19 protein-coding genes are annotated in these 25,100 nt (G+C 72.6%); 15 read left to right on the forward strand and 4 right to left on the reverse strand.

The window, feature by feature from the left end; genetic code table 11:
• Positions 1-259: 259 nt before the first annotated feature.
• The 7 genes from OG422_RS23195 (at position 260) to OG422_RS23225 (ending at position 10,386) form a co-directional block, all read left to right on the forward strand.
• Positions 260-2,200 (forward strand): acyl-CoA dehydrogenase family protein, encoded by a 1,941-nt coding sequence (locus OG422_RS23195; protein ID WP_405745087.1) that lies wholly within the window; start codon positions 260-262, stop codon positions 2,198-2,200.
• 357 nt (positions 2,201-2,557) lie between these two features.
• On the forward strand, positions 2,558-3,832 hold the full coding sequence (gene dxr / locus OG422_RS23200; protein ID WP_405745090.1) for a 1-deoxy-D-xylulose-5-phosphate reductoisomerase: 1,275 nt from the start codon (positions 2,558-2,560) through the stop codon (positions 3,830-3,832).
• Entirely contained in the window at positions 3,829-5,133 is a 1,305-nt protein-coding gene (locus OG422_RS23205) for a M50 family metallopeptidase (protein ID WP_405745093.1), read from the forward strand. Before dxr ends, OG422_RS23205 begins: the two co-directional genes overlap by 4 nt.
• Before the next feature lie 188 nt (positions 5,134-5,321).
• Complete coding sequence (gene ispG / locus OG422_RS23210) at positions 5,322-6,479, forward strand: flavodoxin-dependent (E)-4-hydroxy-3-methylbut-2-enyl-diphosphate synthase (RefSeq protein WP_143943317.1); 1,158 nt, start codon at positions 5,322-5,324, stop codon at positions 6,477-6,479.
• Between the two features lie 174 nt (positions 6,480-6,653).
• Positions 6,654-7,499 (forward strand): GNAT family N-acetyltransferase, encoded by an 846-nt coding sequence (locus tag OG422_RS23215; RefSeq protein ID WP_405745096.1) that lies wholly within the window; start codon positions 6,654-6,656, stop codon positions 7,497-7,499.
• Between the two features lie 304 nt (positions 7,500-7,803).
• A complete protein-coding gene (locus OG422_RS23220) occupies positions 7,804-8,340 on the forward strand; it encodes a GNAT family N-acetyltransferase (RefSeq protein ID WP_405745099.1) in 537 nt (178 codons plus the stop codon).
• 336 nt (positions 8,341-8,676) lie between these two features.
• The gene (locus tag OG422_RS23225) at positions 8,677-10,386 is read left to right on the forward strand and encodes a proline--tRNA ligase (RefSeq protein WP_405745102.1); all 1,710 of its coding nucleotides are present in this window, start codon (positions 8,677-8,679) and stop codon (positions 10,384-10,386) included.
• 446 nt (positions 10,387-10,832) lie between these two features.
• Here OG422_RS23225 and OG422_RS23230 read toward each other — a convergent pair whose 3' ends face one another.
• The 3 genes from OG422_RS23230 to OG422_RS23240 all read right to left on the reverse strand — a co-directional run bounded on the left by OG422_RS23230 (position 10,833) and on the right by OG422_RS23240 (position 13,087).
• Entirely contained in the window at positions 10,833-11,744 is a 912-nt protein-coding gene (locus OG422_RS23230; protein WP_405745105.1) for an aminoglycoside phosphotransferase family protein, read from the reverse strand.
• Between the two features lie 61 nt (positions 11,745-11,805).
• On the reverse strand, positions 11,806-12,303 hold the full coding sequence (locus tag OG422_RS23235; RefSeq protein ID WP_405745108.1) for a ferritin-like domain-containing protein: 498 nt from the start codon (positions 12,301-12,303) through the stop codon (positions 11,806-11,808).
• A 160-nt stretch (positions 12,304-12,463) separates the two neighbouring features.
• Positions 12,464-13,087: a hypothetical protein gene (locus OG422_RS23240; RefSeq protein ID WP_405745111.1), complete on the reverse strand. Its 624-nt coding sequence runs from the start codon at positions 13,085-13,087 to the stop codon at positions 12,464-12,466.
• A gap of 159 nt (positions 13,088-13,246) precedes the next feature.
• On the opposite strand from OG422_RS23240, the gene rimP reads away from it, so the two are divergent.
• The 8 genes from rimP (at position 13,247) to OG422_RS23280 (ending at position 21,663) form a co-directional block, all read left to right on the forward strand.
• Entirely contained in the window at positions 13,247-13,789 is a 543-nt protein-coding gene (rimP, locus tag OG422_RS23245; RefSeq protein WP_143944722.1) for a ribosome maturation factor RimP, read from the forward strand.
• 2 nt (positions 13,790-13,791) lie between these two features.
• Positions 13,792-14,784: a transcription termination factor NusA gene (gene nusA / locus OG422_RS23250; RefSeq protein WP_143944723.1), complete on the forward strand. Its 993-nt coding sequence runs from the start codon at positions 13,792-13,794 to the stop codon at positions 14,782-14,784.
• Between the two features lie 131 nt (positions 14,785-14,915).
• A complete protein-coding gene (locus OG422_RS23255; protein WP_143944724.1) occupies positions 14,916-15,206 on the forward strand; it encodes a YlxR family protein in 291 nt (96 codons plus the stop codon).
• Positions 15,207-15,367: 161 nt separating this feature from the next.
• Entirely contained in the window at positions 15,368-18,430 is a 3,063-nt protein-coding gene (gene infB / locus OG422_RS23260; protein ID WP_405745115.1) for a translation initiation factor IF-2, read from the forward strand.
• Between the two features lie 172 nt (positions 18,431-18,602).
• Complete coding sequence (locus tag OG422_RS23265; protein ID WP_143944399.1) at positions 18,603-18,902, forward strand: DUF503 domain-containing protein; 300 nt, start codon at positions 18,603-18,605, stop codon at positions 18,900-18,902.
• Between the two features lie 61 nt (positions 18,903-18,963).
• The gene (gene rbfA, locus OG422_RS23270) at positions 18,964-19,419 is read left to right on the forward strand and encodes a 30S ribosome-binding factor RbfA (RefSeq protein WP_030288054.1); all 456 of its coding nucleotides are present in this window, start codon (positions 18,964-18,966) and stop codon (positions 19,417-19,419) included.
• Complete coding sequence (truB, locus tag OG422_RS23275) at positions 19,416-20,342, forward strand: tRNA pseudouridine(55) synthase TruB (protein WP_405745119.1); 927 nt, start codon at positions 19,416-19,418, stop codon at positions 20,340-20,342. The genes rbfA and truB overlap by 4 nt, the downstream gene beginning before the upstream one ends.
• Before the next feature lie 373 nt (positions 20,343-20,715).
• Positions 20,716-21,663: a bifunctional riboflavin kinase/FAD synthetase gene (locus OG422_RS23280; protein ID WP_405745122.1), complete on the forward strand. Its 948-nt coding sequence runs from the start codon at positions 20,716-20,718 to the stop codon at positions 21,661-21,663.
• 159 nt (positions 21,664-21,822) lie between these two features.
• Here OG422_RS23280 and OG422_RS23285 read toward each other — a convergent pair whose 3' ends face one another.
• On the reverse strand, positions 21,823-24,828 hold the full coding sequence (locus tag OG422_RS23285; RefSeq protein WP_405745125.1) for an SCO5717 family growth-regulating ATPase: 3,006 nt from the start codon (positions 24,826-24,828) through the stop codon (positions 21,823-21,825).
• Between the last annotated feature and the right edge of the window lie 272 nt (positions 24,829-25,100).

Genomic DNA, 25,100 nt, shown 5'->3' on the forward strand with positions numbered 1-25,100 from the left:
GCGACGGCCCCATGCGGCGAGCCCCTGCCCCGCCCCCACAGCCGCGTACCCCTCACCGGCGCAACACCCCCCTACGGGTTCGAGGCCAGCAGCCCCCGGCCGACGGCCCTTTTCGGGGTGTCCGACGGCGCCACAGCACTGGTGCAAATGCTGTATATCGGGTAATTCTCACATGTAGCCCATGAGTGCCCATGGGTGCCGTCCCGTTGGCCCCGGTCCGTCGGCACGGTCCATCCGAACGCGGCGAGGTGAGCCCGACATGTCCGCTCCGACCACCCGCAACGTCTCCGAGCGCGAGGCACGGCAGGTCGCCGAGGCGGCCCGGGAACAGGACTGGCGCAAGCCCAGCTTCGCCAAGGAACTGTTCCTGGGACGCTTCCGGCTCGACCTGATCCACCCGCACCCCAGCCCGGCGACGGAGGACGTACGGCGGGGCGAGGCGTTCCTGGCCGTGCTGCGCACGTTCTGCGAAACGCGGATCGACGGCGCCCGGATCGAACGCGAGGGGCGAATCCCCGACGAGACCGTCAACGGTCTCAAGGAGCTCGGCGCGCTCGGCATGAAGATCGATACGAAGTACGGCGGACTCGGCCTCACGCAGGTCTACTACAACAAGGCGCTCGCCCTCGTCGGTTCCGCCAGCCCCGCCGTCGGCGCGCTGCTCTCCGCGCACCAGTCCATCGGCGTCCCGCAGCCCGTGAAGCTCTTCGGCAGCCAGGAACAGAAGGATGCCTTCCTGCCCCGTTGTGCCCGTACCGACATCTCGGCGTTCCTGCTCACCGAGCCGGACGTCGGATCGGACCCGGCGCGGCTGGCGACCACTGCCGTCCCCGACGGCGACGGATACGTCCTCGACGGCGTGAAGCTGTGGACCACCAACGGCGTCATCGCCGACCTGCTGGTGGTGATGGCGCGGGTCCCCGCCGTGGCGGGCCACCGGGGCGGCATCACCGCCTTCGTCGTCGAGACCGCGACGCCCGGCATCACCGTCGAGCACCGCAATGCGTTCATGGGCCTGCGCGGGCTGGAGAACGGCGTCACCCGCTTCCACCAGGTGCGGGTGTCCGTCGCGCACCGTATCGGCCCCGAGGGCGCCGGTCTGAAGATCGCGCTGACCACCCTCAACACGGGACGGCTGTCGCTGCCCGCGATGTGTGTGGGCTCCGGCAAGTGGGCCCTGAAGATCGCCCGGGAGTGGTCGGCCGTCCGTGAACAGTGGGGCAGGCCGATCGCCGCGCATGAGGCCGTCGGCGCCAAGATCTCCTTCATCGCCGCGACCACCTTCGCCCTGGAGGCGGTCGTCGACCTCTCCTCCCAGATGGCCGACGAGAACCGCAACGACATCCGGATCGAGGCCGCCCTCGCCAAGCTCTACGGGTCCGAGATGGGGTGGCGGATCGCCGACGAACTGGTCCAGATCCGCGGCGGCCGCGGCTTCGAGACCGCCGACTCGCTCGCCGCGCGGGGCGAACGCGCGGTGCCCGCCGAGCAGTTGCTGCGCGACATGCGTATCAACCGCATCTTCGAGGGATCGACGGAGATCATGCATCTGCTGATCGCCCGCGAGGCGGTCGATGCCCATCTGTCCGTCGCGGGCGACCTCATCGACCCGGAGAAGAGCCTCGGCGACAAGGGCAGGGCCGCCGCTGACGCCGGTCGCTTCTACGCCCGCTGGCTGCCCCGGCTCGTCGCCGGTTCCGGTCAACTGCCGCATGCTTACCAGGAGTTCGGTCCGCTGGCGGGGCATCTGCGGTACGTCGAACGGTCCTGCCGCAAGCTGGCCCGCGCCACCTTCTACGCGATGTCGCGCTGGCAGGGGCGGATGGAGACCAAGCAGGGCTTCCTCGGGCGGGTCGTCGACATCGGCGCCGAGCTGTTCGCGATGAGCGCCGCTTGCGTACGGGCCGAGCATCTGCGGCTGACCGGTGACCACGGGCGGGCGGCGTACCAGTTGGCCGACGCGTTCTGCCGGCAGTCCCGCATCCGCGCCGACGAGCTCTTCGCCCGGCTGTGGACCAATACCGACAGCCTCGACCGCAAGGTCGTCTCCGGCGTCCTCGACGGCGCGTACCGCTGGCTGGAGGAGGGCGTCGTCGACGCCAGCGGCGAGGCTCCCTGGATCGCCGACGCCACCCCCGGCCCCAGCGTCCACGACAACGTCCACCGCCCCATCCGTCGCCCCGGCTCCGAGGCACCGTAGGCCCGGGCGACGTGCCGTGGGGGAGCGGCGGGGAGCTGCCCGCTCCCCGTGGGAGGCGCCCGCCCCATGCGCTGTGCCCCGTGCCCCGTGCCCCGTGCCCCGTGCATGGGGCACGGCGCCCCATGCCTCGAGCCCCCACGCGGCCGGAGCCCCGCGCCTCAGCCCCATGCCGCCCCACGCCCCGTACAACGCACCCCCCCCGCATGGGGCCCGCGCCTCATGCCCCCGCCCCACGCGCCGCCGCTCCGTACCCCGCGCATGGCACCCCGCCCCACGCAGCCACGCCCCACCCCGCCGATGCGCCCCAACCCGGCCGCGATGCCCCCGCCGCCTCCGCGACCGGCCACAATGGACCCCATGACGGACTCCCTCGCCCACCCGCACCTGCGTTTCGCCCCGGTTTCCGCGGATCCGGACGCGCAGCACGGCCCCCGCGACATCGTGATCCTCGGATCGACCGGTTCCATCGGCACCCAGGCGATCGACATCGTGCAGCGCAACCCCGACCGTTTCCGGGTGACTGCGCTCTCCGCAGCCGGCGGCCGGGTGGAGCTGCTCGCCGAGCAGGCGCACCAGCTGCGGGTAGGCACCGTCGCCGTGGCCCGCGAGGAGGCCGCCCCGGCGCTGCGCGAGGCGCTGCGCGCACGGTACGGCGCGGGCGAACCGCTGCCGGAGATCCTCGCCGGACCCGACGCGGCCACCGAGCTCGCCGCCTCCCCCTGCCACACCGTCCTCAACGGCATCACCGGTTCCATCGGCCTCGCGCCGACACTCGCCGCCCTCAAGGCCGGACGGGTGCTCGCCCTTGCCAACAAGGAATCACTGATCGCCGGCGGCCCACTGGTCAAGGCCGTCGCCGCCCCGGGGCAGATCATCCCCGTCGACTCCGAGCACTCCGCGCTGTTCCAGGCGCTGACCGGCGGCGCCCCCCAGGAGGTCCGCAAGCTCGTCGTCACCGCGTCCGGCGGCCCGTTCCGCGGCCGCAGCCGTGCGGAGCTGGCCGGTGTCGCCCCCGAGCAGGCGCTGGCCCACCCCACCTGGTCCATGGGGCCCGTCGTCACCATCAACTCCGCGACCCTCGTCAACAAGGGTCTCGAAGTCATCGAGGCGCACCTGCTGTTCGACATCCCCTTCGCACAGATCGAGGTCGTCGTCCATCCGCAGTCCTACATCCACTCGATGGTGGAATTCACCGATGGCTCCACCCTCGCCCAGGCCAGCCCGCCCGACATGCGGATGCCCATCGCGCTCGGCATGAGCTGGCCCGCCCGCGTCCCCGACGCCGCGCCCGGCGTCGACTGGACGACGGCCCGGACCTGGGAGTTCTTCCCCCTCGACGAGAAGGCGTTCCCCTCCGTCCCGCTCGCCTGCCACGTCGGCGACCTCGGCGGCACCGCGCCCGCCGTCTTCAACGCCGCGAACGAGGAATGCGTCGACGCCTTCCTCCACGGCGGGCTGCCTTTCACAGGGATTGTGGATACGGTCGCCGAAGTGGTCGCCGCACACTCCGTGCCCGGCCGGGGAACTTCCCTCACCGTCGCGGACGTACGGGAGGCGGAGACCTGGGCGCGCGCCCGCGCCCGCGAACTGGCCGCCCGTGCGGCACGTACACCTTCGGAGGCTCGCGCATGACGACCTGGATGACCCTCCTCGGCATAGTCGTCTTTGTCGTCGGCCTGCTGTTCTCCATCGCCTGGCACGAGCTCGGCCATCTCTCGACGGCCAAGATGTTCGGCATCCGCGTGCCGCAGTACATGGTGGGCTTCGGGCCGACGCTCTTCTCCCGTAAGAAGGGCGACACCGAGTACGGCATCAAAGCCGTCCCGCTCGGCGGCTACATCCGCATGATCGGGATGTTCCCGCCCGGCGACGACGGGAAGCTCCAGGCCCGTTCCACCTCACCGTGGCGCGGCATGATCGAGGACGCCCGTTCGGCCGCCTTCGAGGAGCTCCAGGAGGGCGACGAGAAGCGGCTCTTCTACACGCGCAAGCCGTGGAAGCGCGTCATCGTGATGTTCGCCGGGCCGTTCATGAACCTGATCCTCGCGGTCGCGATCTTCATGAGTGTGCTGATGGGCTTCGGCATCAACACCCAGACCACCCAGGTCGGCTCGGTCTCCGACTGCGTCATCGCGGCGTCCGCCAAGACCGACAAGTGCCCCGCCGGTGCCAAGGACTCCCCGGCCAAGGCCGCGGGCCTGCGCGCCGGTGACAAGATCGTCAGCTTCAACGGCCGGACCATCCCCGACTGGGACACCCTTCAGGGCCAGATCCGCGACACCACCGGGCCCGCCACGCTCGTCGTCGAACACGACGGCGCCCGCCGCACCCTGCACGCCGACCTCATCGAGAACAAGGTCGCCAAGACCGACGGCCACGGCGGCTACGTCGACGGCCAGTACGTCACCGCCGGATTCCTGGGCTTCACCCCGGCCAGCGGCGTCGTCCAGCAGTCCTTCGGCCAGTCCGTCGACCGCATGGGCAACATGGTCCAGCAGGGCGTCACCTCCCTGATCCACCTCCCCGGCAAGGTCCCCGACCTGTGGAACGCCGCCTTCAACGGTGCGGAACGCAAGGCGGACTCCCCGATGGGCGTGGTCGGCGCCGCACGCGTCGGCGGAGAGGTCTTCTCCCTCCACATCCCCCCGGAGCAGCGCGTCGCAACGATGCTCTTCCTGGTGGCGGGCTTCAACCTCTCCCTCTTCCTGTTCAACATGCTGCCGCTGCTCCCGCTGGACGGCGGGCACGTCGCCGGCGCCCTGTGGGAGTCGGTCCGCCGCGTCTTCGCGAAGGTCGTCCGCCGACCGGACCCGGGCCCGTTCGACGTCGCCAAGCTGATGCCGGTCGCGTACGTCGTCGCGGGCGTGTTCATCTGCTTCACCCTGCTCGTCCTAGTCGCCGACGTCGTCAACCCGGTCACGCTCACCGGATAGCTCGGGAAGCAGCAGGTCACACACGTGGACGGCCGGACGTCCCGCGGCGCGCCGCGGGTGTCCGGCCGTCGCCGTACGACGCCGCCGCGCGGCCAGGATGTGCTTCGGGGAACCCCGGTGCCGTAATCTCGGACGCCGGAGCCCGCCGACTTCGGGACCTAGATCCACACCTTGGGGTTGCTCGCCAGATGACTGCCATTTCGCTGGGAATGCCGGACGTACCGACCAAGCTTGCCGACCGCAGGGTCAGCCGCAAGATTCACGTCGGGTCGGTACCGGTGGGCGGAGACGCACCGGTGTCGGTGCAGTCGATGACGACCACCCGCACCTCCGACATCGGCGCCACGCTCCAGCAGATCGCCGAGCTGACCGCCTCCGGTTGCCAGATCGTCCGCGTCGCCTGCCCGACCCAGGACGACGCCGACGCGCTGCCGGTCATCGCGAAGAAGTCCCAGATCCCGGTGATCGCGGACATCCACTTCCAGCCCAAGTACGTCTTCGCCGCGATCGACGCGGGCTGCGCCGCGGTCCGCGTCAACCCCGGCAACATCAAGAAGTTCGACGACCAGGTCAAGGAGATCGCCAAGGCGGCCGGTGACGCGGGCACCCCCATCCGCATCGGCGTCAACGCCGGTTCGCTCGACGCCCGCCTGCTCGCCAAGTACGGCAAGGCCACCCCCGAGGCGCTCGTCGAGTCCGCCCTGTGGGAGGCGTCCCTCTTCGAGGAGCACGGCTTCCGCGACATCAAGATCTCGGTCAAGCACAACGACCCGGTCGTGATGGTCAACGCCTACCGCCAGCTCGCCGCGCAGTCCGACTACCCGCTCCACCTCGGCGTCACCGAGGCGGGCCCCGCCTTCCAGGGCACCATCAAGTCCGCGGTCGCGTTCGGCGCGCTGCTCTCCGAGGGCATCGGCGACACCATCCGCGTCTCGCTCTCCGCGCCGCCCGCCGAGGAGGTCAAGGTCGGCCTCCAGATCCTGGAGTCCCTCAACCTCAAGCCCCGCCGCCTGGAGATCGTCTCCTGCCCGTCCTGTGGCCGCGCCCAGGTCGACGTGTACAAGCTCGCCGACCAGGTCACCGCCGGTCTGGAGGGCATGGAGGTGCCGCTGCGCGTCGCCGTCATGGGCTGCGTCGTCAACGGTCCCGGCGAGGCCCGTGAGGCCGACCTCGGCGTCGCCTCCGGCAATGGCAAGGGCCAGATCTTCGTCAAGGGCCAGGTCATCAAGACCGTCCCCGAGTCGAAGATCGTCGAGACGCTCATCGAAGAGGCCATGAAGATCGCCGAGCAGATGGAGAAGGACGGCGTCACCTCCGGCGAACCCGTCGTCACCGCCGCGGGCTGAGCGCCCCGTCACCCGCCGCATGGCGCCCGCCGTGGCCGAGCCCCGACGCCCCCTACCCAGGGGCGGCGGGGCTCACACGTAGCGCCATAGGTGGTGTCCGACGGCGGGAGGTACAGTGCGAGAACCTGCTCCTGCCTGGCCTCCCAGGCCCGCACCGGTGAGGCTTTCCGACACGTGCTGACGACCACCACCCTCAAGGTCCTGGAGCCAGGGGAGCTCGACGCCGCCCTGGAGGTCCTGGACCGCGACCCGGTCGCCAACGCTTTCGTCGCCGCCCGGGTCCAGGTGGCGGGACTCGATCCGTGGCGGCTCGGCGGCGAGATGTGGGGCTGGTACACCGGCGGCCGCCTGGAATCCCTCTGCTACGCCGGGGCCAACCTCGTCCCCATCTGCGCCACCCCCGAGGCCATCCGTGGCTTCGCCGAACGCGCCCGCCGTCAGGGCCGCCGATGCTCCTCCCTCGTCGGCCCGGCCGAGGCCACCGCCGCCCTGTGGTCCCTCCTGGAGCCCGCATGGGGCCCCGCCCGCGAGGTCCGCGCCCACCAGCCCCTCATGGTCACCAGCGCCCCGTCCGCGGAGATCGCGCCCGATCCCTACGTCCGGCGCATCCGCAAGAACGAGATGGAACTGATCATGCCCGCCTGCGTGGCCATGTTCACCGAGGAGGTCGGCATCTCCCCGATGGCCGGCGACGGCGGACTCCTCTACCAGGCACGCGTCGCCGAACTCGTCGGCGCCGGCCGCTCCTTCGCCCGGGTCGAGAACGGCAAGGTGCTCTTCAAGGCCGAGATCGGCGCCGCCACGCCCCGTGCCTGCCAGATCCAGGGCGTCTGGGTCGACCCCGACCACCGCGGCCGGGGCCTCTCCGAGACCGGCATGGCAGCTGTCCTCCGCTACGCCCTCGCCGACGTCGCCCCCGTCGTCAGCCTCTACGTCAACGACTTCAACGCGGCCGCGCGGGCGGCGTACCGGCGGGTGGGGTTCGAGGAGGTCGGGGCGTTCATGAGCGTGCTGTTCTGACCTGTGCTGTGGTAGCGGCCGGGACGTGCCGTTGCCCCCTGCGTGCCGCGTGGTGGGCGCCCCGCCGCGGCCGCCCCGTCGTGCGCTCCGTGCCGCGCCGCGGCCGCCCGGCTCGGCCGCACCGTTGCGCCCACCATGCCCGTGGTCGTCCCGCTCCGTCGCGCCATGGTGCCCGCCGTGCCGCGGCCGTCCGGCTCCGCACCGTTGCGCCCCATGCCCGTGGTCGTCCCGCTCCGCCCGCACCGTCGTGACCGTACGGCTGTGACCGTGCTCTGGGGGCCGTACGCCTTGTACGCTCCCGACCATGGATGACATCGCGGTCGGCCCCCTCGATCTCGCCGCCCGCGTGGACGATGCGCTGGCGGTGCAGGCCCTCGCCTTTGGCCTCACCGAGGGCGAGATGGCCATCCGCCGCCCCATTGTGCTGCGGCATCTGCAGTGCCCTGGGGCCCGCGCGCTGGGCGCCACCACCCCCGCCGGCCGCCTCATCGGCTTCGTCTACGGCATGCCCAACGACCGCGCCCATTGGTGGTCCGGCGTCGTCGAGCCCTACCTACGCGCCCAACAGCTCGACCACTGGCTCGACGACTCCTTCGTCATCACCGAACTCCACGTCCACCCCGCGTACCAGCACCGCGGCATCGGCCGCCGGCTGATCACGGAGCTGACCGACACCACCACGCGGCCCCGCAGCATCCTCTCGGCCCTCGACACCGAGAGCCCCGCCCGCGCGCTCTACCACTCCCTCGGCTACGAGGACCTCGCCCGCCGCGTCCTGTTCCCCAGCGCCCCCACGCCTTACGCCGTCATGGGCGCCCTGCTGCCGCTGCCTCACCGCTGACATCGCGCTCGTACGGCGTGGGGCGGGTACGGAGCGCGGGGCATGGGGCGGAGGGCCCGCATCTGGGACTCTGGACCTGGGGCGCCGCGCCCCATGCGCCGCGCCCCATGCGGGTGCCCCATGCCCCATGCCCCGTGCCCCAGGTGGCCGCCCCATGGCGTACGCACCAGGGGCCCGGGCCCACGCGTGACGCCCCATGCGGGCGCCCCATGCACGGGGCGCGGCTCGTCCGCGCGGTGCGCCGTGCATGGGGCGCGGCGGGCAACCCATTTCCGTGCGCCATGCCCCGGCGGCTAATCTCCAGGGAGTCACCTTTCTTACGCAGGAGAAATTCCCATGGCCCACGCCGCTCAGGTCCAGCGCATGTCCCGATTGATGATCAAGACGCTGCGCGACGACCCGGCCGACGCCGAGACCGCCAGCCACAAGCTGCTGGTACGCGCCGGGTACGTCCGCCGTACGTCCGCGGGCGTCTGGACCTGGCTCCCGCTGGGCAAGAAGGTGCTGGAGAACGTCTCCCGCATCGTCCGCGAGGAGATGGATGCCATCGGCGGCCAGGAAGTCCTGCTGCCCGCCCTGCTCCCCAAGGAGCCGTACGAAGTGAGCGGGCGTTGGGAGGAGTACGGCGACCTCCTCTTCCGCCTCAAGGACCGCAAGGGCTCCGACTACCTCCTCGGCCCCACGCACGAGGAGATCTTCACCCTCACGGTCAAGGACCAGTGCACGTCCTACAAGGACCTGCCGGTGATCCTCTACCAGATCCAGACCAAGTACCGCGACGAGGCCCGCCCCCGCTCCGGCGTGCTCCGGGGCCGCGAGTTCCAGATGAAGGACTCGTACAGCTTCGACACCACCGACGAGGGCCTGGCCACCTCCTACGCCCTGCACCGCGAGGCGTACACCAAGATCTTCGAGCGGCTGGGCCTGGACTACCGCATCGTCTCTGCCGTCTCCGGCGCCATGGGCGGCTCCGCCTCCGAGGAGTTCCTGGCCCCCGCCGCGGCCGGTGAGGACACCTTCGTGGACTGCCCCGCCTGCGACTACGCCGCGAACACCGAGGCCGTCACGGTCAAGGTCGCCCCGGTCGAGGACGCGGACCACGGGCCCGTCGAGGAGCTGGACACCCCCGACACCCCGACCATCGAGGCCCTCGCCGCCCACCTGGACGTCCTGGCGTCGGCGACGCTGAAGAACCTCCTGGTGAAGGTCGATGGTGAGATCGTCGCGGTCGGCGTCCCCGGTGACCGCGAGGTCGACCTCGGCAAGCTCGGCGAGCACCTCGCGCCCGCCACCGTCGAGCTGGTCACCGCCGAGGACTTCGTGGACCGCCCCGACCTGGTCCGCGGCTACGTCGGCCCGCAGGGCCTGGCCGGGACCGCGTTCCGCTACCTCGCGGACCCGCGGATCGCCCACGGCACCGCCTGGATCACCGGCGCCAACAAGCAGGGCATGCACGCGAAGAACGTCGTCGCGGGCCGCGACTTCGAGGTCGACCAGTACCTCGACGTGGTCGTCGTCGAGCCCGGCGACCCCTGCCCCAAGTGCGGCACCGGCCTGCGCATCGACCGTGCCATCGAGATCGGTCACATCTTCCAGCTGGGCCGCAAGTACGCGGACGCCTTCGAGCTGGACGTGCTCGGCCAGAACGGCAAGCCCACCCGCGTCACCATGGGCTCGTACGGCATCGGTGTCTCCCGCGCGGTGGCGGCGCTCGCCGAACAGAGCCACGACGGGTCCGGTCTGTGCTGGCCCCGCGAGGTCGCCCCGGCCGATGTGCATGTCGTCGCCGCCGGTAAGGCCAAGCAGACCGAACTCGCCCTGGAAATCGGCGAGAAGCTCGGCGCCGCGGGCCTGCGGGTGCTGGTCGACGACCGTGCCGGTGTCTCGCCCGGCGTGAAGTTCACCGACGCCGAGCTGATCGGCGTCCCGACCATCGTGGTCGCGGGACGCCGCGCGGGCGAGGGCGTCGTCGAGGTCAAGGACCGCCGCACGGGAGAGCGTGAGGAGCTCTCCGTCGAGGACGCGGTCGCGCGGCTCGGCGCGTAACAGCGACGAAAGGGCCGGCCGGGGCGATGACGTCCGGGCCGGCCCTTTCGTGTGCCTGGGGTGGCCTTGGCCGGGGGCGGGGCGAGTGGTGGTGGGCGCGTTCCCGTGGGCGGGGTGGCGCGGCCTTCCGCATGGTGCGGGGTGCTCCATGCGTCTGCCCCATGCGGAGAAGGCCAGCGCCCCATGCGCTCGCCCCGTGCGGAGAAGGCCAGCGCCCCATGCGCGAAACGGCTGACCTCCCATCCGCAAAGGAACCCGAGACGTGGAGCCGAGCGCATGGGGCTTGGGGCACGGTGCGGGAGACATGGAGCCGAGCGCATGGGGCCCGACGCATGGCGCGTGGGCCCGGCGCATGAGGCGCGCCCCGCCCCACGCCCCCTCACCCCGCCATGCCAGCCCCGGCACACCGCTGCCGCCATGGCCCAGGCGACCGAGAACGTGACCGCTCAGAGCCAGGTGGCGAATTCCAGGAGGAGTTCGCCGTGACGGCGGTCGCCCGATGCGGTTTCGTGGACTCCGGCGGCCACCGCGCGGTAGCGCGTCCAGTCGCGCAGCCGGTCGCGGTCGACCTCCAGGGAGTCGGCGAGTTTCGCCACCCGGCGACGGGTCGCGGCCGCGGCGCCCGAGCCGGCCGCCAGGTCCTCGAAGCGGTCCGTGGTCAGCGCCGCGAGGTCATAGGCCCGCTCGCCGACCACCGGGGCGGGGCCCACCGCCAGCCACGGCGCCCGCTCCCCGGCGAGGACCTTGCCCTGACGGAACGCGCCGTGCAGCACGTACTCCTCGGTGGCGGAGGACGGCAGCGCACGGCGCAGCTCCGCCGCCTGCTCCACCAGGGGAGCGGCCGTCGGCGTCAGGGCACCCGCCGTGCGCAGCGCCTCCACCGCCTCCTCCGTGCGGTCCGACAGCGTTTCGAACCCGTGGTCCGCACCGGGTGCCACCCACAGGCGGCGTACCGTTCCTGCAGCCTCCAGCAGCGCCCGCGCCTCCGGCAGCGACCGCAGTGAGACCGAGCCCTGGAGACGTTCCAGCAGCAGCGCACCGCTCGCCTCGTCCGCCCGCAGCAGCCGGACCGCGCCCCAGCCGTCCCACAGCCGCAGTACCGCGGCCTCCCGCGCGTGCAAGCGGCCCGGGACGGGGAACTTGAGCGTCGCCGGGGTCCCGTCCTGCTGCCGGACGAGCGCGACCAGGCTGCTGCGGCCCCCGGGCGCGTCCACCCGCTCCAGCGTCAGCCCCCACGCGTCGAGCCGCTCGTGGACCGCCGACGGCAGCGCGGCCAGCCAGGCGCGCACGGGGGCGGCCGGGTCGCTGCCGAGGAAGGTCACCAACCGCCGCGGTGGTTCGACGGGTGCCGTTGCCATGCCTTGCCGTCCCTTTCCAGGGTCAAGGGCCGCCCGGCCCGTCAGGGCCCGCGGCCGGTCGTCAGAGCGCGTTCGCCGAGACGCTCACGGACGGGGACGGGGCGCCGTTCGCCGCCCGTTCCGCGAGCCCAGGGAAGGCTACGCCGCTGCCGCGCCACCGCACCGCACGCACCGCCGCCTCACGGAGCGCGGCGGCCGCGTCCGCGCGGCGCTCCGAGTCCCCCGCACGCACCAGCCCCGCGTAGACGGCGGCGAGCCGGTCCTCCAGCTCTGCGGCGAGCCGGACCGCGGCGGCGGCGTCCGGCACGGGGAACGGCAGCTCGTACGCGGCGGCCGCCGCCGCGGGGGTGCCGCCGAGGTCGCGCACCGTGCGGCGCAGCGCGTCGCGGCGCGCGCGGTGGGCGTCGTAGGCGTCGTGGGCCTCCTTGCGGCGGTCGGCGGCGATCCGCCCGCCGACCACGCCGTAGCCGTAGACGGCGGCGTGCTCGGCGGCCAGGGCGCTCTGCACGGCGGACAACTGCGTGGGGCGGGCGTCGGCGGTGCGCGGGGTGGGCGTCACGGGGCGGGCCTGTTCCTTCGGTGGACGGGGGGTGTGCCGGGACGGGGCACGGTGCGGTCCGCAGGGTGCGGCCGCCCCATGCGGACCGGAGCGGGGCCCGGGGACCGTACGTACGGGGCGCCCGTCCGGTCCGGGGCGGGGGTCCGGCGTACCGGCCGTGTCACCCGGCGGCGGTCAGCAGATACGCGTGGGCGGCACCGGCGGCGGCCACCGAGGCCAGCAGGCGGGCCAGATCGGGCGGCGCGGTGCGCAGCGTGCGGGCGCGGGCGTCGGCCAGGCGGCGCTCGGCGTCGGCCAGCGCGGCGCGCGCCGCCTTCTCGTCACCGGGCACGCCGGAGCCGGACGCCGCGGACCCGGCGGCGGGCTTCTTCGATGCGGCGGCCTTCCCCGGTGCCTCGGCCTTCGGCGACGCGTCGGAACCCTCCGAGGCGTCCGGCTTTCCCGAGGCGCCGGGTGCGGAGGGCCCGGCCGGGCTCTCCGGCCCGTCGGTGGGGGAGGGGGCGCCGCTGCCGCCGGCGGGGCGGGCGCCGAACGCCTCGGCATGGCGCGCCACTTCGGCGCGGAGCGGCCCCAGGCGGGGCCCCAGGGCGGGATGGGCGGCGAGGGTCGCGTCGTAGCGGGCCAGCAGGCGCGTACTGTCGCCCGCCGCCGCGGCACGCAGCCGCTCGGCGGCCGCCGTCTGCCGCGCACGAGGCGGCCCGGAGTCGTCGGAACAACCGGTCAGCAGGGGGGCGGCACCGAGCGCGGCGCCGGCCAGCAGGGTAGTTCTGCGCGTGAGCGCCACGTTCGGCACGTTCCACATCCCGGGTCTTCCGTAGTGATCACCGCAGGCGAGCGTATCCGCGACCGGCCACCGAATCGTCAGTACCCCGCCGGAACAGATAGGCTTTGACCCGACACGCGACCCACCCACAACAGCACACGCGGCCGAGGAGTCACCCGGATGAGCACCACCCAGAGCGAGAGGCTGCGCGGGCTGCTTGAACCGCTCGTCGCCGCGCGAGAGCTGGATCTGGAAGAGATCGATGTGACCCCCGCGGGCAAACGGCGGGTGCTGCGGGTCGTGGTGGATTCCGACGCGGGCGTCCAGCTCGACGAGTGCGCCGAGCTCAGCCGCGAGGTCTCGCAGGCGCTGGACGACTCCGATGTGATGGGCGGCGCCCCGTACACCCTTGAGGTCACCTCGCCCGGTGCCGACCGGCCGCTGACCGAGCTGCGGCACTACCGCCGCGCCGTCGGCCGGCTGATCAAGGCGCAGCTGCGCGAGGGCGGCGAGCTGGTGGCCCGTATCCAGGCGGTGGACGAGGACGGCCTCGATCTTGAGGTACCGGGCGTCAAGGGCCGCAAGCCGACCGAGCGGCGCCTCGCCTTCGACGCGATCGGCAAGTCGCGGGTCGAGCTGGAGTTCAACCGTAAGAGCGAGTCGTCCGATCAGCGCGGTGCGCAGGACGACGAGAAGATCGACGAGAGTCAGGAGGAGGCGTAGCCGTGGATATCGACATGAGTGCCCTGCGGGGTTTGGTGCGGGAGAAGGAGATCTCGTTCGACCTGCTGGTCGAGGCGATCGAGTCGGCCCTCCTCATCGCCTACCACCGCACCGACGGCAGCCGCCGTCACGCACGGGTGCAGCTGGACCGCGGTACCGGTCATGTGACTGTGTGGGCGAAGGAAGACGCGGCGGACCTGGAGCCGGGCGAGGAGCCCCGCGAGTTCGACGACACCCCGTCCGGTTTCGGCCGGATCGCGGCGACCACCGCCAAGCAGGTCATCCTGCAGCGGCTGAGGGACGCCGAGGAGGAGATCACCTTCGGCGAGTTCGCCGGGCGTGAGGGCGACGTCATCACCGGCGTCGTCCAGCAGGGCAAGGACCCCAAGAACGTCCTCGTGGACGTCGGCCCCATGGAGGCCATGCTCCCCGTGCAGGAGCAGGTCCCCGGCGAGGACTACTCGCACGGCACCCGGCTGCGGTCGTACGTCGTCCGGGTGGCCAAGGGTGTCCGCGGCCCGTCCGTGACGCTGTCGCGCACGCACCCCAACCTGGTGAAGAAGCTCTTCGCCATGGAGGTGCCGGAGATCGCCGACGGTTCCGTCGAGATCGCCGCCATCGCGCGTGAGGCCGGGCACCGTACGAAGATCGCGGTGCGCTCCATGCGCTCCGGGCTCAACGCCAAGGGCGCCTGCATCGGCCCCATGGGTGGCCGGGTGCGTGCGGTCATGGCCGAGCTGCACGGCGAGAAGATCGACATCGTGGACTGGTCCGACGACCCGGCCGAGCTGGTGGCGCACGCGCTGTCCCCGGCACGGGTCAGCAAGGTCGAGGTCGTCGACCTCGCCGCGCGCTCCGCCCGGGTCACCGTCCCCGACTACCAGCTGTCCCTGGCCATCGGCAAGGAGGGGCAGAACGCCCGCCTCGCCGCCCGGCTGACCGGCTGGCGCATCGACATCCGCCCGGACACCGAGCAGCAGGCCCCCCGGGACTGAGCCGCACGGCACGCCCCCGCGGACCGCTCGTGAAAATGAGTGGTGCCGTGGGGGCCGACCGGGAATTCTGAGCAGTCGTCCGGCCTTTACCCCATCGGGGTGAGGTCGGCGCGGGGAGGTAGACTTAACAAGTGTCTGGCCGGACGGATGCCCGCGCATGCCCTGAGCGAACCTGTGTGGGATGCCGGGAGCGAGCGGCCAAGGGCGATCTGCTGCGCATCGTGGCGATCGAGGGTGAGTGTGCCCCCGATCCTCGCGGTACGCTGCCCGGCCGGGGTGCTCATGTGCACCCGACACGGGTCTGTCTCGACCTGGCGGTCCGCCGCCGGGCGTTCAACCGGGCCTTCCGGGGCCCGGGGCCGTTCGATGCAGGGGCCTTGCGGCAGTACATCGAAGGCGTCGAGCAGCGGCCCGGGCAATAACGCACAGCACGAATGCACAGCGCACGGAAATCCCCGTGCGGTCAGGTACCTCGCGAGTCGGAAGTAGGTCGAGATTGCGATGAGCACTCGATGAGTACGCGATGAGTACGCCCATGAAGTAGCGACGGTCCGGTGGACAACCCGGACCTAGAAGGAGCGAAGTGGCTAAGGTCCGGGTATACGAACTCGCCAAGGAGTTCGGAGTGGAGAGCAAGGTCGTCATGGCCAAGCTCCAAGAACTTGGCGAATTCGTCCGATCGGCATCCTCGACGATCGAGGCGCCGGTTGTTCGCAAGTTGACCGACGCTTTCCAGGCGGGTGGCGGCAGCGGCCGCGCCGCCGGTAAGCCCGCGGCGCCGCGCAAGGCTGCGCCCGCAAAGCCGTCCGCGCCCTCCCCGGTGCAGGCGGCCCGTCCGGCTACCCCGAAGCCGGGCGCCCCCAAGCCTGGTGCGCCCAAGCCGGGCCCCGCGGCCCCGGCCGCACCCGAGGCACCCAAGAGCAGCACGCCCGCCCCGGCCCCGCGCCCGGCGCCGGCCCGTCAGGCTCCCAAGCCCGCTCCGGCCGCCCCCGCGCAGCCCGAGTTCCAGGCCCCGCCGTCCGCGCCCGCCGCACAGCCCGGCCCGCGCTCCGGCGCCACCCCCGGCCCGCGTCCGGCGCGCCCCGCGCCGCAGGGCGGCCAGGGTGGTCAGGGCCGCGGCAACGCCCCGCGTCCCGGTGGCGAGCGTGCCCCGCGTCCCGGTGGCGGCCGTCCGTCCGGCCCGCGTCCGGGCAACAACCCCTTCACCTCCGGTGGCTCCACGGGCATGGCCCGTCCGCAGGCCCCCCGTCCCGGTGGCGCGCCGCGCCCCGGCGGCCAGGGTGGTCCCGGTGGTCCCCGTCCGCAGGGCGGCGGCCAGGGCGGCCCCCGTCCCCAGGGTCAGGGTCAGGGCGGCGCCCGCCCGACCCCCGGTGGCATGCCCCGTCCGCAGGGTGCGGCCCCCGGTGGTGCCCCGCGTCCCGGCGGCGGTAACCGTCCGAACCCGGGCATGATGCCGCAGCGTCCGGCCGCCGGCCCGCGTCCGGGCCCCGGCGGTGGCCGTGGACCCGGCGGTGCCGGTCGTCCCGGTGGTGGCGGTGCCGGTCGTCCCGGTGGTGGCGGCGGCTTCGCCGGTCGTCCCGGTGGTGGCGGCGGCGGTCGCCCGGGTGGCGGCGGTGGCGGTTTCGCCGGTCGTCCCGGTGGCGGTGGCCCCGGTGGCGGCGGCTTCGGTGGCCGTCCCGGTTTTGCCGGCCGTCCCGGCGGCCCCGGTGGCCGTGGTGGCACACAGGGTGCGTTCGGCCGTCCCGGCGGTCCCGCGCGTCGCGGCCGTAAGTCGAAGCGGCAGCGGCGCCAGGAGTACGAGGCCATGCAGGCCCCGTCGGTGGGCGGCATCATGCTGCCGCGCGGCAACGGCGCGACGGTTCGCCTGTCGCGTGGTGCCTCGCTGACCGACTTCGCCGAGAAGATCAACGCGAACCCCGCATCGCTGGTCCAGGTCATGCTGAACCTCGGCGAGATGGTGACCGCGACCCAGTCCGTCTCCGACGAGACGCTGGAGCTGCTCGCCAGCGAGATGAACTACGTCGTCGAGATCGTCAGCCCGGAGGAGGAGGACCGCGAGCTGCTCGGGTCCTTCGACATCGAGTTCGGCGAGAACGAGGGTGGCGAGGAGATGCTCGTCTCCCGTCCGCCGGTCGTGACCGTCATGGGTCACGTCGACCACGGTAAGACCCGCCTGCTGGACGCGATCCGCAAGACGAATGTCATCGCGGGCGAGGCCGGCGGCATCACGCAGCACATCGGTGCGTACCAGGTCGCGACCGAGGTCAACGACGAAGAGCGCCGCATCACCTTCATCGACACCCCCGGTCACGAGGCGTTCACCGCCATGCGTGCCCGTGGTGCCAAGTCGACCGACATCGCGATCCTCGTGGTGGCGGCCAACGACGGTGTCATGCCGCAGACGATCGAGGCCCTGAACCACGCCAAGGCGGCCAACGTGCCGATCGTGGTCGCGGTCAACAAGATCGACGTCGAGGGCGCCGACCCGACCAAGGTGCGCGGTCAGCTCACCGAGTTCGGTCTGGTGGCCGAGGAGTACGGCGGCGACACCATGTTCGTCGACATCTCCGCCCGTGAGGGTCTCCACATCGACCAGCTGCTGGAGGCCGTGGTCCTGACCGCGGACGCCTCGCTGGACCTGCGTGCCAACGCGGAGCAGGACGCACAGGGCATCGCGATCGAGGCCCACCTCGACCGCGGCCGTGGCGCCGTGGCGACCGTCCTGGTCCAGCGCGGCACCCTGCGCGTCGGCGAGACCATGGTCGTCGGCGACGCCTATGGCCGCGTCCGCGCGATGCTCGACGACAAGGGCAACAACGTCGAGGAAGCGGGTCCGTCGACCCCCGTCCTGGTCCTGGGTCTCACCAACGTCCCGGGCGCCGGCGACAACTTCCTCGTCGTCGACGAGGACCGTACGGCCCGTCAGATCGCCGAGAAGCGCGCGGCGCGCGAGCGCAACGCCGCCTTCGCCAAGCGCACCCGCCGGGTGTCCCTCGAGGACCTCGACAAGGTGCTCAAGGCCGGCGAGGTGCAGCAGCTCAACCTCATCATCAAGGGCGACGCGTCCGGTTCGGTCGAGGCCCTGGAGTCCTCGCTGCTCCAGCTCGACGTCGGCGAAGAGGTCGACATCCGGGTGCTGCACCGCGGCGTCGGTGCGGTCACGGAGTCCGACATCAACCTGGCGTCCGGCTCCGACGCGATCGTCATCGGCTTCAACGTGCGCGCCGAAGGCCGTGCCACGCAGATGGCCGACCGCGAGGGCGTCGACGTCCGGTACTACTCGGTCATCTACCAGGCGATCGAGGAGATCGAGGCGGCCCTCAAGGGCATGCTCAAGCCGGAGTACGAGGAGGTCGAGCTCGGTACCGCGGAGATCCGCGAGATCTTCCGCTCGTCCAAGCTCGGCAACATCGCGGGTGTCCTCATCCGCTCCGGCGAGGTCAAGCGCAACACCAAGGCGCGCCTCGTCCGCGACGGCAAGGTGGTCGCGGAGGACCTCACCATCCACGGTCTGCGCCGCTTCAAGGACGACGTCACCGAGATTCGCGAAGGTTTCGAGGGCGGTATCAACCTCGGCAACTACAACGACATCAAGATCGACGACGTCATCGCGACGTACGAGATGCGCGAGAAGCCGCGCGGCTGATCACGTAGCGCACTGTCCGCGCGGAGCCCGGCCCCCTTCGGGGCGGCCGGGCGGCGGGCGGACCCGGGGCCGGTCGGCGGAGCGTATTTCCGTCGATCGGCCCCGGCCGTTGCGTGTACGGTGCGAAGGACTCGCGATTCCGAGGCCCCACGGGTGGCTCTACCCGTCGTACATGTACGTAGGGACACTGTCCTTTGATCTGCTTCTCGGCGACGTACGGTCGCTCAAGGAGAAGCGCTCCGTCGTCCGCCCGATCGTCGCCGAGCTGCACCGCAAGTACGCGGTGAGCGTCGCGGAGGTCGGGGACCAGGATCTGCACCGCCGGGCCACCATCGGCCTCGCGGTGGTCTCCGGGGACGCGGGGCATGTCACCGAGGTGATGGACCGCTGCGAGCGCCTGGTCGCCGCACGGCCCGAAGTGGAGCTGCTGTCGGTACGCCGACGGCTGCACGGCGACGACGACTGGTCATGACGGCCGGGCGGACGGACGCCGGTGGAAGCACAATTGTGGAAGATACGAAGGAGACGGACCAGTGGCCGACAATGCGCGGGCGAAGAAGCTGGCGGACCTCATCCGGGAGGTGGTCGCCCAGAAGCTGCAGCGCGGAATCAAGGACCCGCGCCTCGGTACGCACGTGACCATCACGGACACCCGGGTCACCGGCGACCTGCGGGAGGCGACGGTCTTCTACACGGTGTACGGCGACGACGAGGACCGGGCCAGCGCCGCCGCGGGCCTGGAGAGCGCCAAGGGCATCCTGCGCTCGGCGGTCGGCGCCGCGGCCGGGACGAAGTTCACGCCGACGCTGACGTTCGTCGCGGACGCCCTGCCGGAGAACGCCAAGACGATCGAGGACCTGCTCGACAAGGCGCGGGCCTCGGACGCCAAGGTGCGCGAGGTGTCGTCGGGCGCGCAGTACGCCGGCGAGGCCGACCCGTACCGCAAGCCGGGCGACGACGAGGACGATGAGGGCGCAGCCGCAGAATGAAGCGTAAGAACACCGGGCCGGACGGCCTTGTCATCGTCGACAAGCCGTCCGGCTTCACGTCGCACGACGTCGTGGCGAAGATGCGGGGCATGGCGCGGACACGCCGGGTCGGCCACGCCGGGACCCTCGACCCGATGGCGACGGGCGTCCTCGTCCTCGGCATCGAGCGGGCCACCAAGCTGCTGGGCCATCTCGCGCTGACGGAGAAGGAGTACGTCGGCACGGTGCGGCTCGGGCAGACCACCGTCACCGATGACGCGGAGGGCGAGATCACCGCGTCGAAGGCAGCGCACGGCTTGGTGCGGGCGGACATCGACGCGGGCGTTGCCGTGCTGTCCGGCGCGATCATGCAGGTCCCGTCGAAGGTCAGCGCCATCAAGATCGACGGTAAGCGGTCGTACTCGCGGGTGCGGGACGGCGAGGAGGTCGAGATCCCGGCCCGGCCGGTCACCGTCTCGTCGTTCGTGGTCCACTCCGTGCACGAGGCCGAGGCGGAGGACGGCACCCCGGTGACCGACCTGCTGGTCTCGGTCACCTGCTCCTCGGGGACGTACATCCGCGCCCTCGCCCGGGACCTGGGCGAGGGGCTGGGCGTCGGCGGCCATCTGACGGCGCTGCGGCGTACCCGCGTCGGGCCGTACAAGCTCGACCGGGCGCGGACCCTGGAGCAGTTGCAGGACGCGGTGGACGACACCGAGGGCGCGGGGCTGCCGGTGATGCCGATCGGTGAGGCGGCGGCTGCCGCCTTCATCCGCTGGGACGTCACCGTGGCGCAGTCCCGGCTGCTGGTGAACGGCGCGCGGATCCCGATGCCGCTGTTCGAGACCGACGGCCCGGTTGCGGCCTTCGACCCGGACGGCACCTTCCTCGCCCTGGTGGAGAACCAGGGCGGCAGGGCCAAGAGCCTGGCGGTGTTCGCGTAGAGCGGACGGGGCGTACGGCGAGGCCGGGGAGCCGGTCCGGGGCCTGGAGCCTCGGGCCGGCTCTTCGGGTTGAGGGAGGGGGCGGGGCGGTCGCTCGTGGTGGTGGCTGTGCCCGGCGCGCGGGGCGTGTGCCCGGTGCGTGGGGCGCGCCGCATGCGGCGGCCCCATGCGCCGTCTCCGCCCCGCCCCACGCGAGGAGCGGGGCCCTGCCGCCCGCGCCCCACGCGCCGCCCCATGGGGCCCGTCCCGGGCCCTTCAGGGCGGTGAGGTCACCCTTCTCGGGTGGCGGGGGGCCCGGCATGGCAGTCTTAGACCTGCGTCATGCCGAATTGACGCAGTGGACGGACAAGAGTTCGGGCGAGGAGCGGGCACAGTGCAGCGCTGGCGTGGCTTGGAGGACATCCCCGAGGGCTGGGGGCGCAGCGTCGTCACCATCGGCTCGTACGACGGAGTGCACCGCGGCCACCAATTGATCATCGGTGAGTCCGTCGCGCGCGCCCGGGAGCTGGGCATCCCCGCGGTGGTCGTCACCTTCGACCCGCACCCCAGCGAGGTCGTCCGCCCCGGTACCCACCCGCCGCTGCTCGCCCCGCACCACCGGCGCGCGGAGCTGATGGGGGAGCTGGGCGTCGACGCCGTCCTGGTCCTGCCGTTCACCCGGGAGTTCTCGCAGCTCGCGCCCGCCGACTTCGTGGCGAAGGTGCTGGCCGACAAGCTGCACGCGCGGATCGTCGTCGAGGGCCCCAACTTCCGCTTCGGGCACAAGGCGAAGGGCACCGTCGAGACCCTCGCCGAGCTGGGCGTCGCCCACGGCTTCACCGTCGAGGTCGTCGATCTCGTGGAGCGGGGTTCGGCGGGCGGCGGGGTGCCGTTCTCGTCCACGCTCACCCGTCGGCTGGTCGCCGAGGGCGACGTCGCGGGCGCGGCGGAGGTCCTGGGACGGCCGCACCGGGTCGAGGGCATCGTCGTCCGCGGCGCGCAGCGGGGCCGTGAACTGGGCTTCCCCACCGCCAATGTGGAGACGCTGCCGCACACCGCGATCCCGGCCGACGGGGTGTACGCGGGGCTGCTGCACGTCGAGGGCGAGGCGATGCCCGCGGCCGTATCGGTGGGCACCAACCCGCAGTTCGACGGGAAGACCCGCACGGTCGAGGCGTATGCGATCGACCGGGTGGGGCTGGATCTGTACGGGCTGCACGTCGCGGTGGACTTCCTCGCGTACATCCGGGGGCAGGAGAAGTTCGCCACGCTCGACGCGCTGTTGGAGCGGATGGCGATCGATGTGAAGCAGGCACGTGAGCTGATCGCCGCCGCGGGCTGAGCCCGACGGGGTGGGCCACGCCGCGCGACAGGGCGTCCGGGGAAGCCTCCGGGCGCCCTTCGTCGTCCGCCCCGTGCGGCCGCGCGGCACGCACCACGCGGGCGGGGCCCGGCACCGTGAAGTGCCGGGCCCCGCCCGCATGGTGCGACGGCTGCCGCGTCACTGCGGAGGCTGCTGCTGCCATCCCTGCTGATCGGGCTGCGGCGCGTCCGGGGCGGGCTGCTGCTGTTGCCAGTGGGCGGGCGGCTGCTGCGGCTGCTGGGTCCAGCCGCCCTGCTGAGGCGGGTAACCGGCCGGTGGCTGCGCCTGGGGCTGCTGCTGCGGCTGACCCTGCTGCGGGTACTGCTGCTGCGCGTACGGGTCCTGCGCGTACGGGTCCTGGGCGTACGGGTCCTGGGCGTACGGGTCCTGGCCCATCTGCTGGCCCTGCTGCGGGTACATCCCCTGGGCCTGCTGGGCGCGCGAGAAGTCCTCGGCGACCAGGGCGGACAGGTGGAAGTAGGCCTCGCGGGTCTTGGGCCGCATCATGTCGAGGTCGACCTCGGCACCGGCGGCCAGATGCTCGTCGAACGGCACGACGACCACACCGCGGCAGCGCGTCTCGAAGTGCGACACGATGTCGTCGATCTTGATCATCTTGCCGGTCTCACGGACCCCGGAGATCACCGTGATACCGCGCTGCACCAGGTCGGCGTAGCCGTGCGCGGAGAGCCAGTCCAGCGTGGTGCTGGCGCTGCTCGCACCGTCGACGGACGGCGTGGAGATGATGATCAACTGGTCGGCGAGGTCCAGGACGCCGCGCATGGCGCTGTAGAGCAGGCCCGTGCCGGAGTCGGTGAGGATGACCGGGTACTGGCGGCCCAGGACGTCGATCGCGCGGCGGTAGTCGTCGTCGTTGAACGTCGTGGAGACCGCGGGGTCGACGTCGTTGGCGAGGATCTCCAGGCCCGACGGCGCCTGTGAGGTGAACCGGCGGATGTCCATGTAGCTGTGCAGATGCGGGATCGCGTGCACCAGGTCACGGATGGTCGCGCCGGTCTCGCGGCGGACACGTCGGCCGAGGGTGCCCGCGTCCGGGTTCGCGTCGATCGCCAGGATCTTGTCCTGCCGCTCGGAGGCGAGCGTGGCGCCGAGCGCAGTGGTGGTCGTCGTCTTGCCGACGCCGCCCTTGAGGCTGATCACCGCGATCCGGTAGCAGGACGTCACGGGCGTACGGATCAGCTCCAGCTTGCGCTGACGCTCCGCCTCCTCCTTCTTCGCACCCAGCTTGAACTTGGACGGCTGCGCGTTGGCGCCCGGCTTGCGTCGCTTGGGCTGGTTGCGCAGGAGGCGGTCGGAGGTCAACTCGACCGCGGCGCTGTAGCCCAGCGGCGCGCCCGGGGTGGCCCGCTGCTGCGGCTGCTGCTGGCCCGGCTGCGAGTACGAGGCGTAGTTCGCGGCACCACCGGCCTGCTGCCCCGGAAGCGGCTGATGCGGAACCTGCCCTTGCTGGGCTGCCTGGGCCTGCTGCGCCTGCTGGGCTGCCTGTGCCTGCTGGGCGGCCTGAGCCTGCGGGTCGTAGCCGGTCTGCGCGGGCTGGCCCTGCGGGGGGTACCCGGCCTGGGCCTGCTGCTGGGCGGCCTGCTGGGCCTGCGCGTCGTAACCGGCCTGCGGGGTCGTCTGCTGCGGGTGCGCCTGCGGCGACTGCTGCGGGTACCCCTGCGCGGCGGGCTGCGGATAGCCGTACGCCGACTGCTGTGCGGGCGCCTGCTGTTGGGGCTGTTGGGGATAGCCGTACGCCGACTGCTGTGCGGGCGCCTGCTGTTGGGGCTGTTGGGGATAGCCGTACGCCGACTGCTGTGCGGGCGCCTGCTGTTGGGGCTGTTGGGGATAGCCGTACGCCGACTGCTGTGCGGGCGCCTGCTGTTGGGGCTGTTGGGGATAGCCGTACGCCGACTGCTGTGCGGGCGCCTGCTGTTGGGGCTGTTGGGGATAGCCGTACGCCGACTGCTGTGCGGGCGCCTGCTGTTGGGGCTGCTGCGGGTAGCCGTACGCGGGCTGCGGATAGCCGTACGCGCCCTGCTGCTGGGGCGCCTGCTGCGGGTACCCGCCCTGCGGGGGGTAGCCCTGAGGCGGCGCGGCCTGCTGCGGGAAACCGGCCTGCGGCGCGGCCTGGGGCCGGGCCTGCTGCGGGGGCAACTCCTGGCCTGGATGCGGCTGTTGGGCCTGCTGCGGCTGCGGCTGCTGCTGGGCCTGGGCCTGCTGGGCCTGCGCCGTGCGCGGATCGGCGGGCTGGTACTCCGGCGGCAGCGGCGGCAGCCCGCCCTGACCGGGCACACCCTGCACGGCGGCGTCCGGCTGTGCGGGCCACGGGGCGCCCTGCGGCGGCACGCCCGGCTGCGCCCCGCCCTGCTGCGGAGCGTCCTGCGGGGCGCCACCCTGCTGCGGCTGCGGCTGCGGCTGCGGCTGCGGCTGCGGCGCCTGGGGCGGCTGCACGGCAGCCTGCGGTGCCTGCTCCGGCTGGGCGGCCTGCGCCTGCTCGGGCTGCGGGGCCTGCTGCGGCACCGGCTGTGCGGCGGCCTGCGGTGCCTCCGGGCCCGGCTGTTCCGGCGCCTGCGGGGCCGGCGCGGGGGCTGGGGCCGGCGCGGCCTCGGCCACGGGCGCCTCGGCCGGCTGCGGCGCCGCCGGTGCCGTCTCCTCGGCCGGTGCGGCGTCGTCCTCGTCGTCGTCCCACAGCGAGGCGGACGGGTCGGCGCCCGTACCGGAGCGGACGTTGCCGCCGCCCGCCGGGGTGTCGGCGACGGGCGCGGGTGCCGGGGCCTCCGCCGACGGCGCGCCCTGGGGCGCGTCCGCGGGCTCCTGCGGGCGCAGCATCGGGAAACCGGGCGGCGCGGTGTGGGCGGGCGGCGGTACCGGCGCGCCGACGGGGCCGGGGGCGCCCTGCGGGCCACCGGCCGAGGGCGGGCCCGCGACGCCCTGGCCGGGCAGCGGCTGCCCGACGGGCGGCGGGGGAGAGGCGGGGGACGGGGCGGGCGCCATGGGGGTGCCCGCGCCGCCGCTGGTGTCGTTGCTCGCGTACCAGGCTGGAGCCGCGAAATCGATCTTGAATTCGCCCGTCAGGTCGAACTCGGACTGCTCGTCGTCAGGGTCGTTCCCGTCCGGGCGGAAAGCCTCCCGCTCGTTCACTGTGCCTCCTGGTGTACTGCAACGCACCTGAACGGCAGGACCGGATACAGGCGGATCGATCGGATGTCACGGAATTCGGAACACGCCGCCCGGGATTGCGCCAACACTGCTTTCTCCATCCCCGTATCGGCTGCCGTCCGGTGTGCTCCTGCGGCGTCATACAGCCTAATCAAGAGTCGGGCCCGAACGGCAGTCGACGTCATGTCGTCTTCTGACCCTGCGGCACGCCTACGGGCGCATCCGAGGATGCGCCCGTAGGAAATGTCCCGGCC

Origin of the sequence: Streptomyces sp. NBC_01525 (assembly GCF_045040405.1) — a bacterium.
GTDB lineage: Bacteria > Actinomycetota > Actinomycetes > Streptomycetales > Streptomycetaceae > Streptomyces > Streptomyces benahoarensis.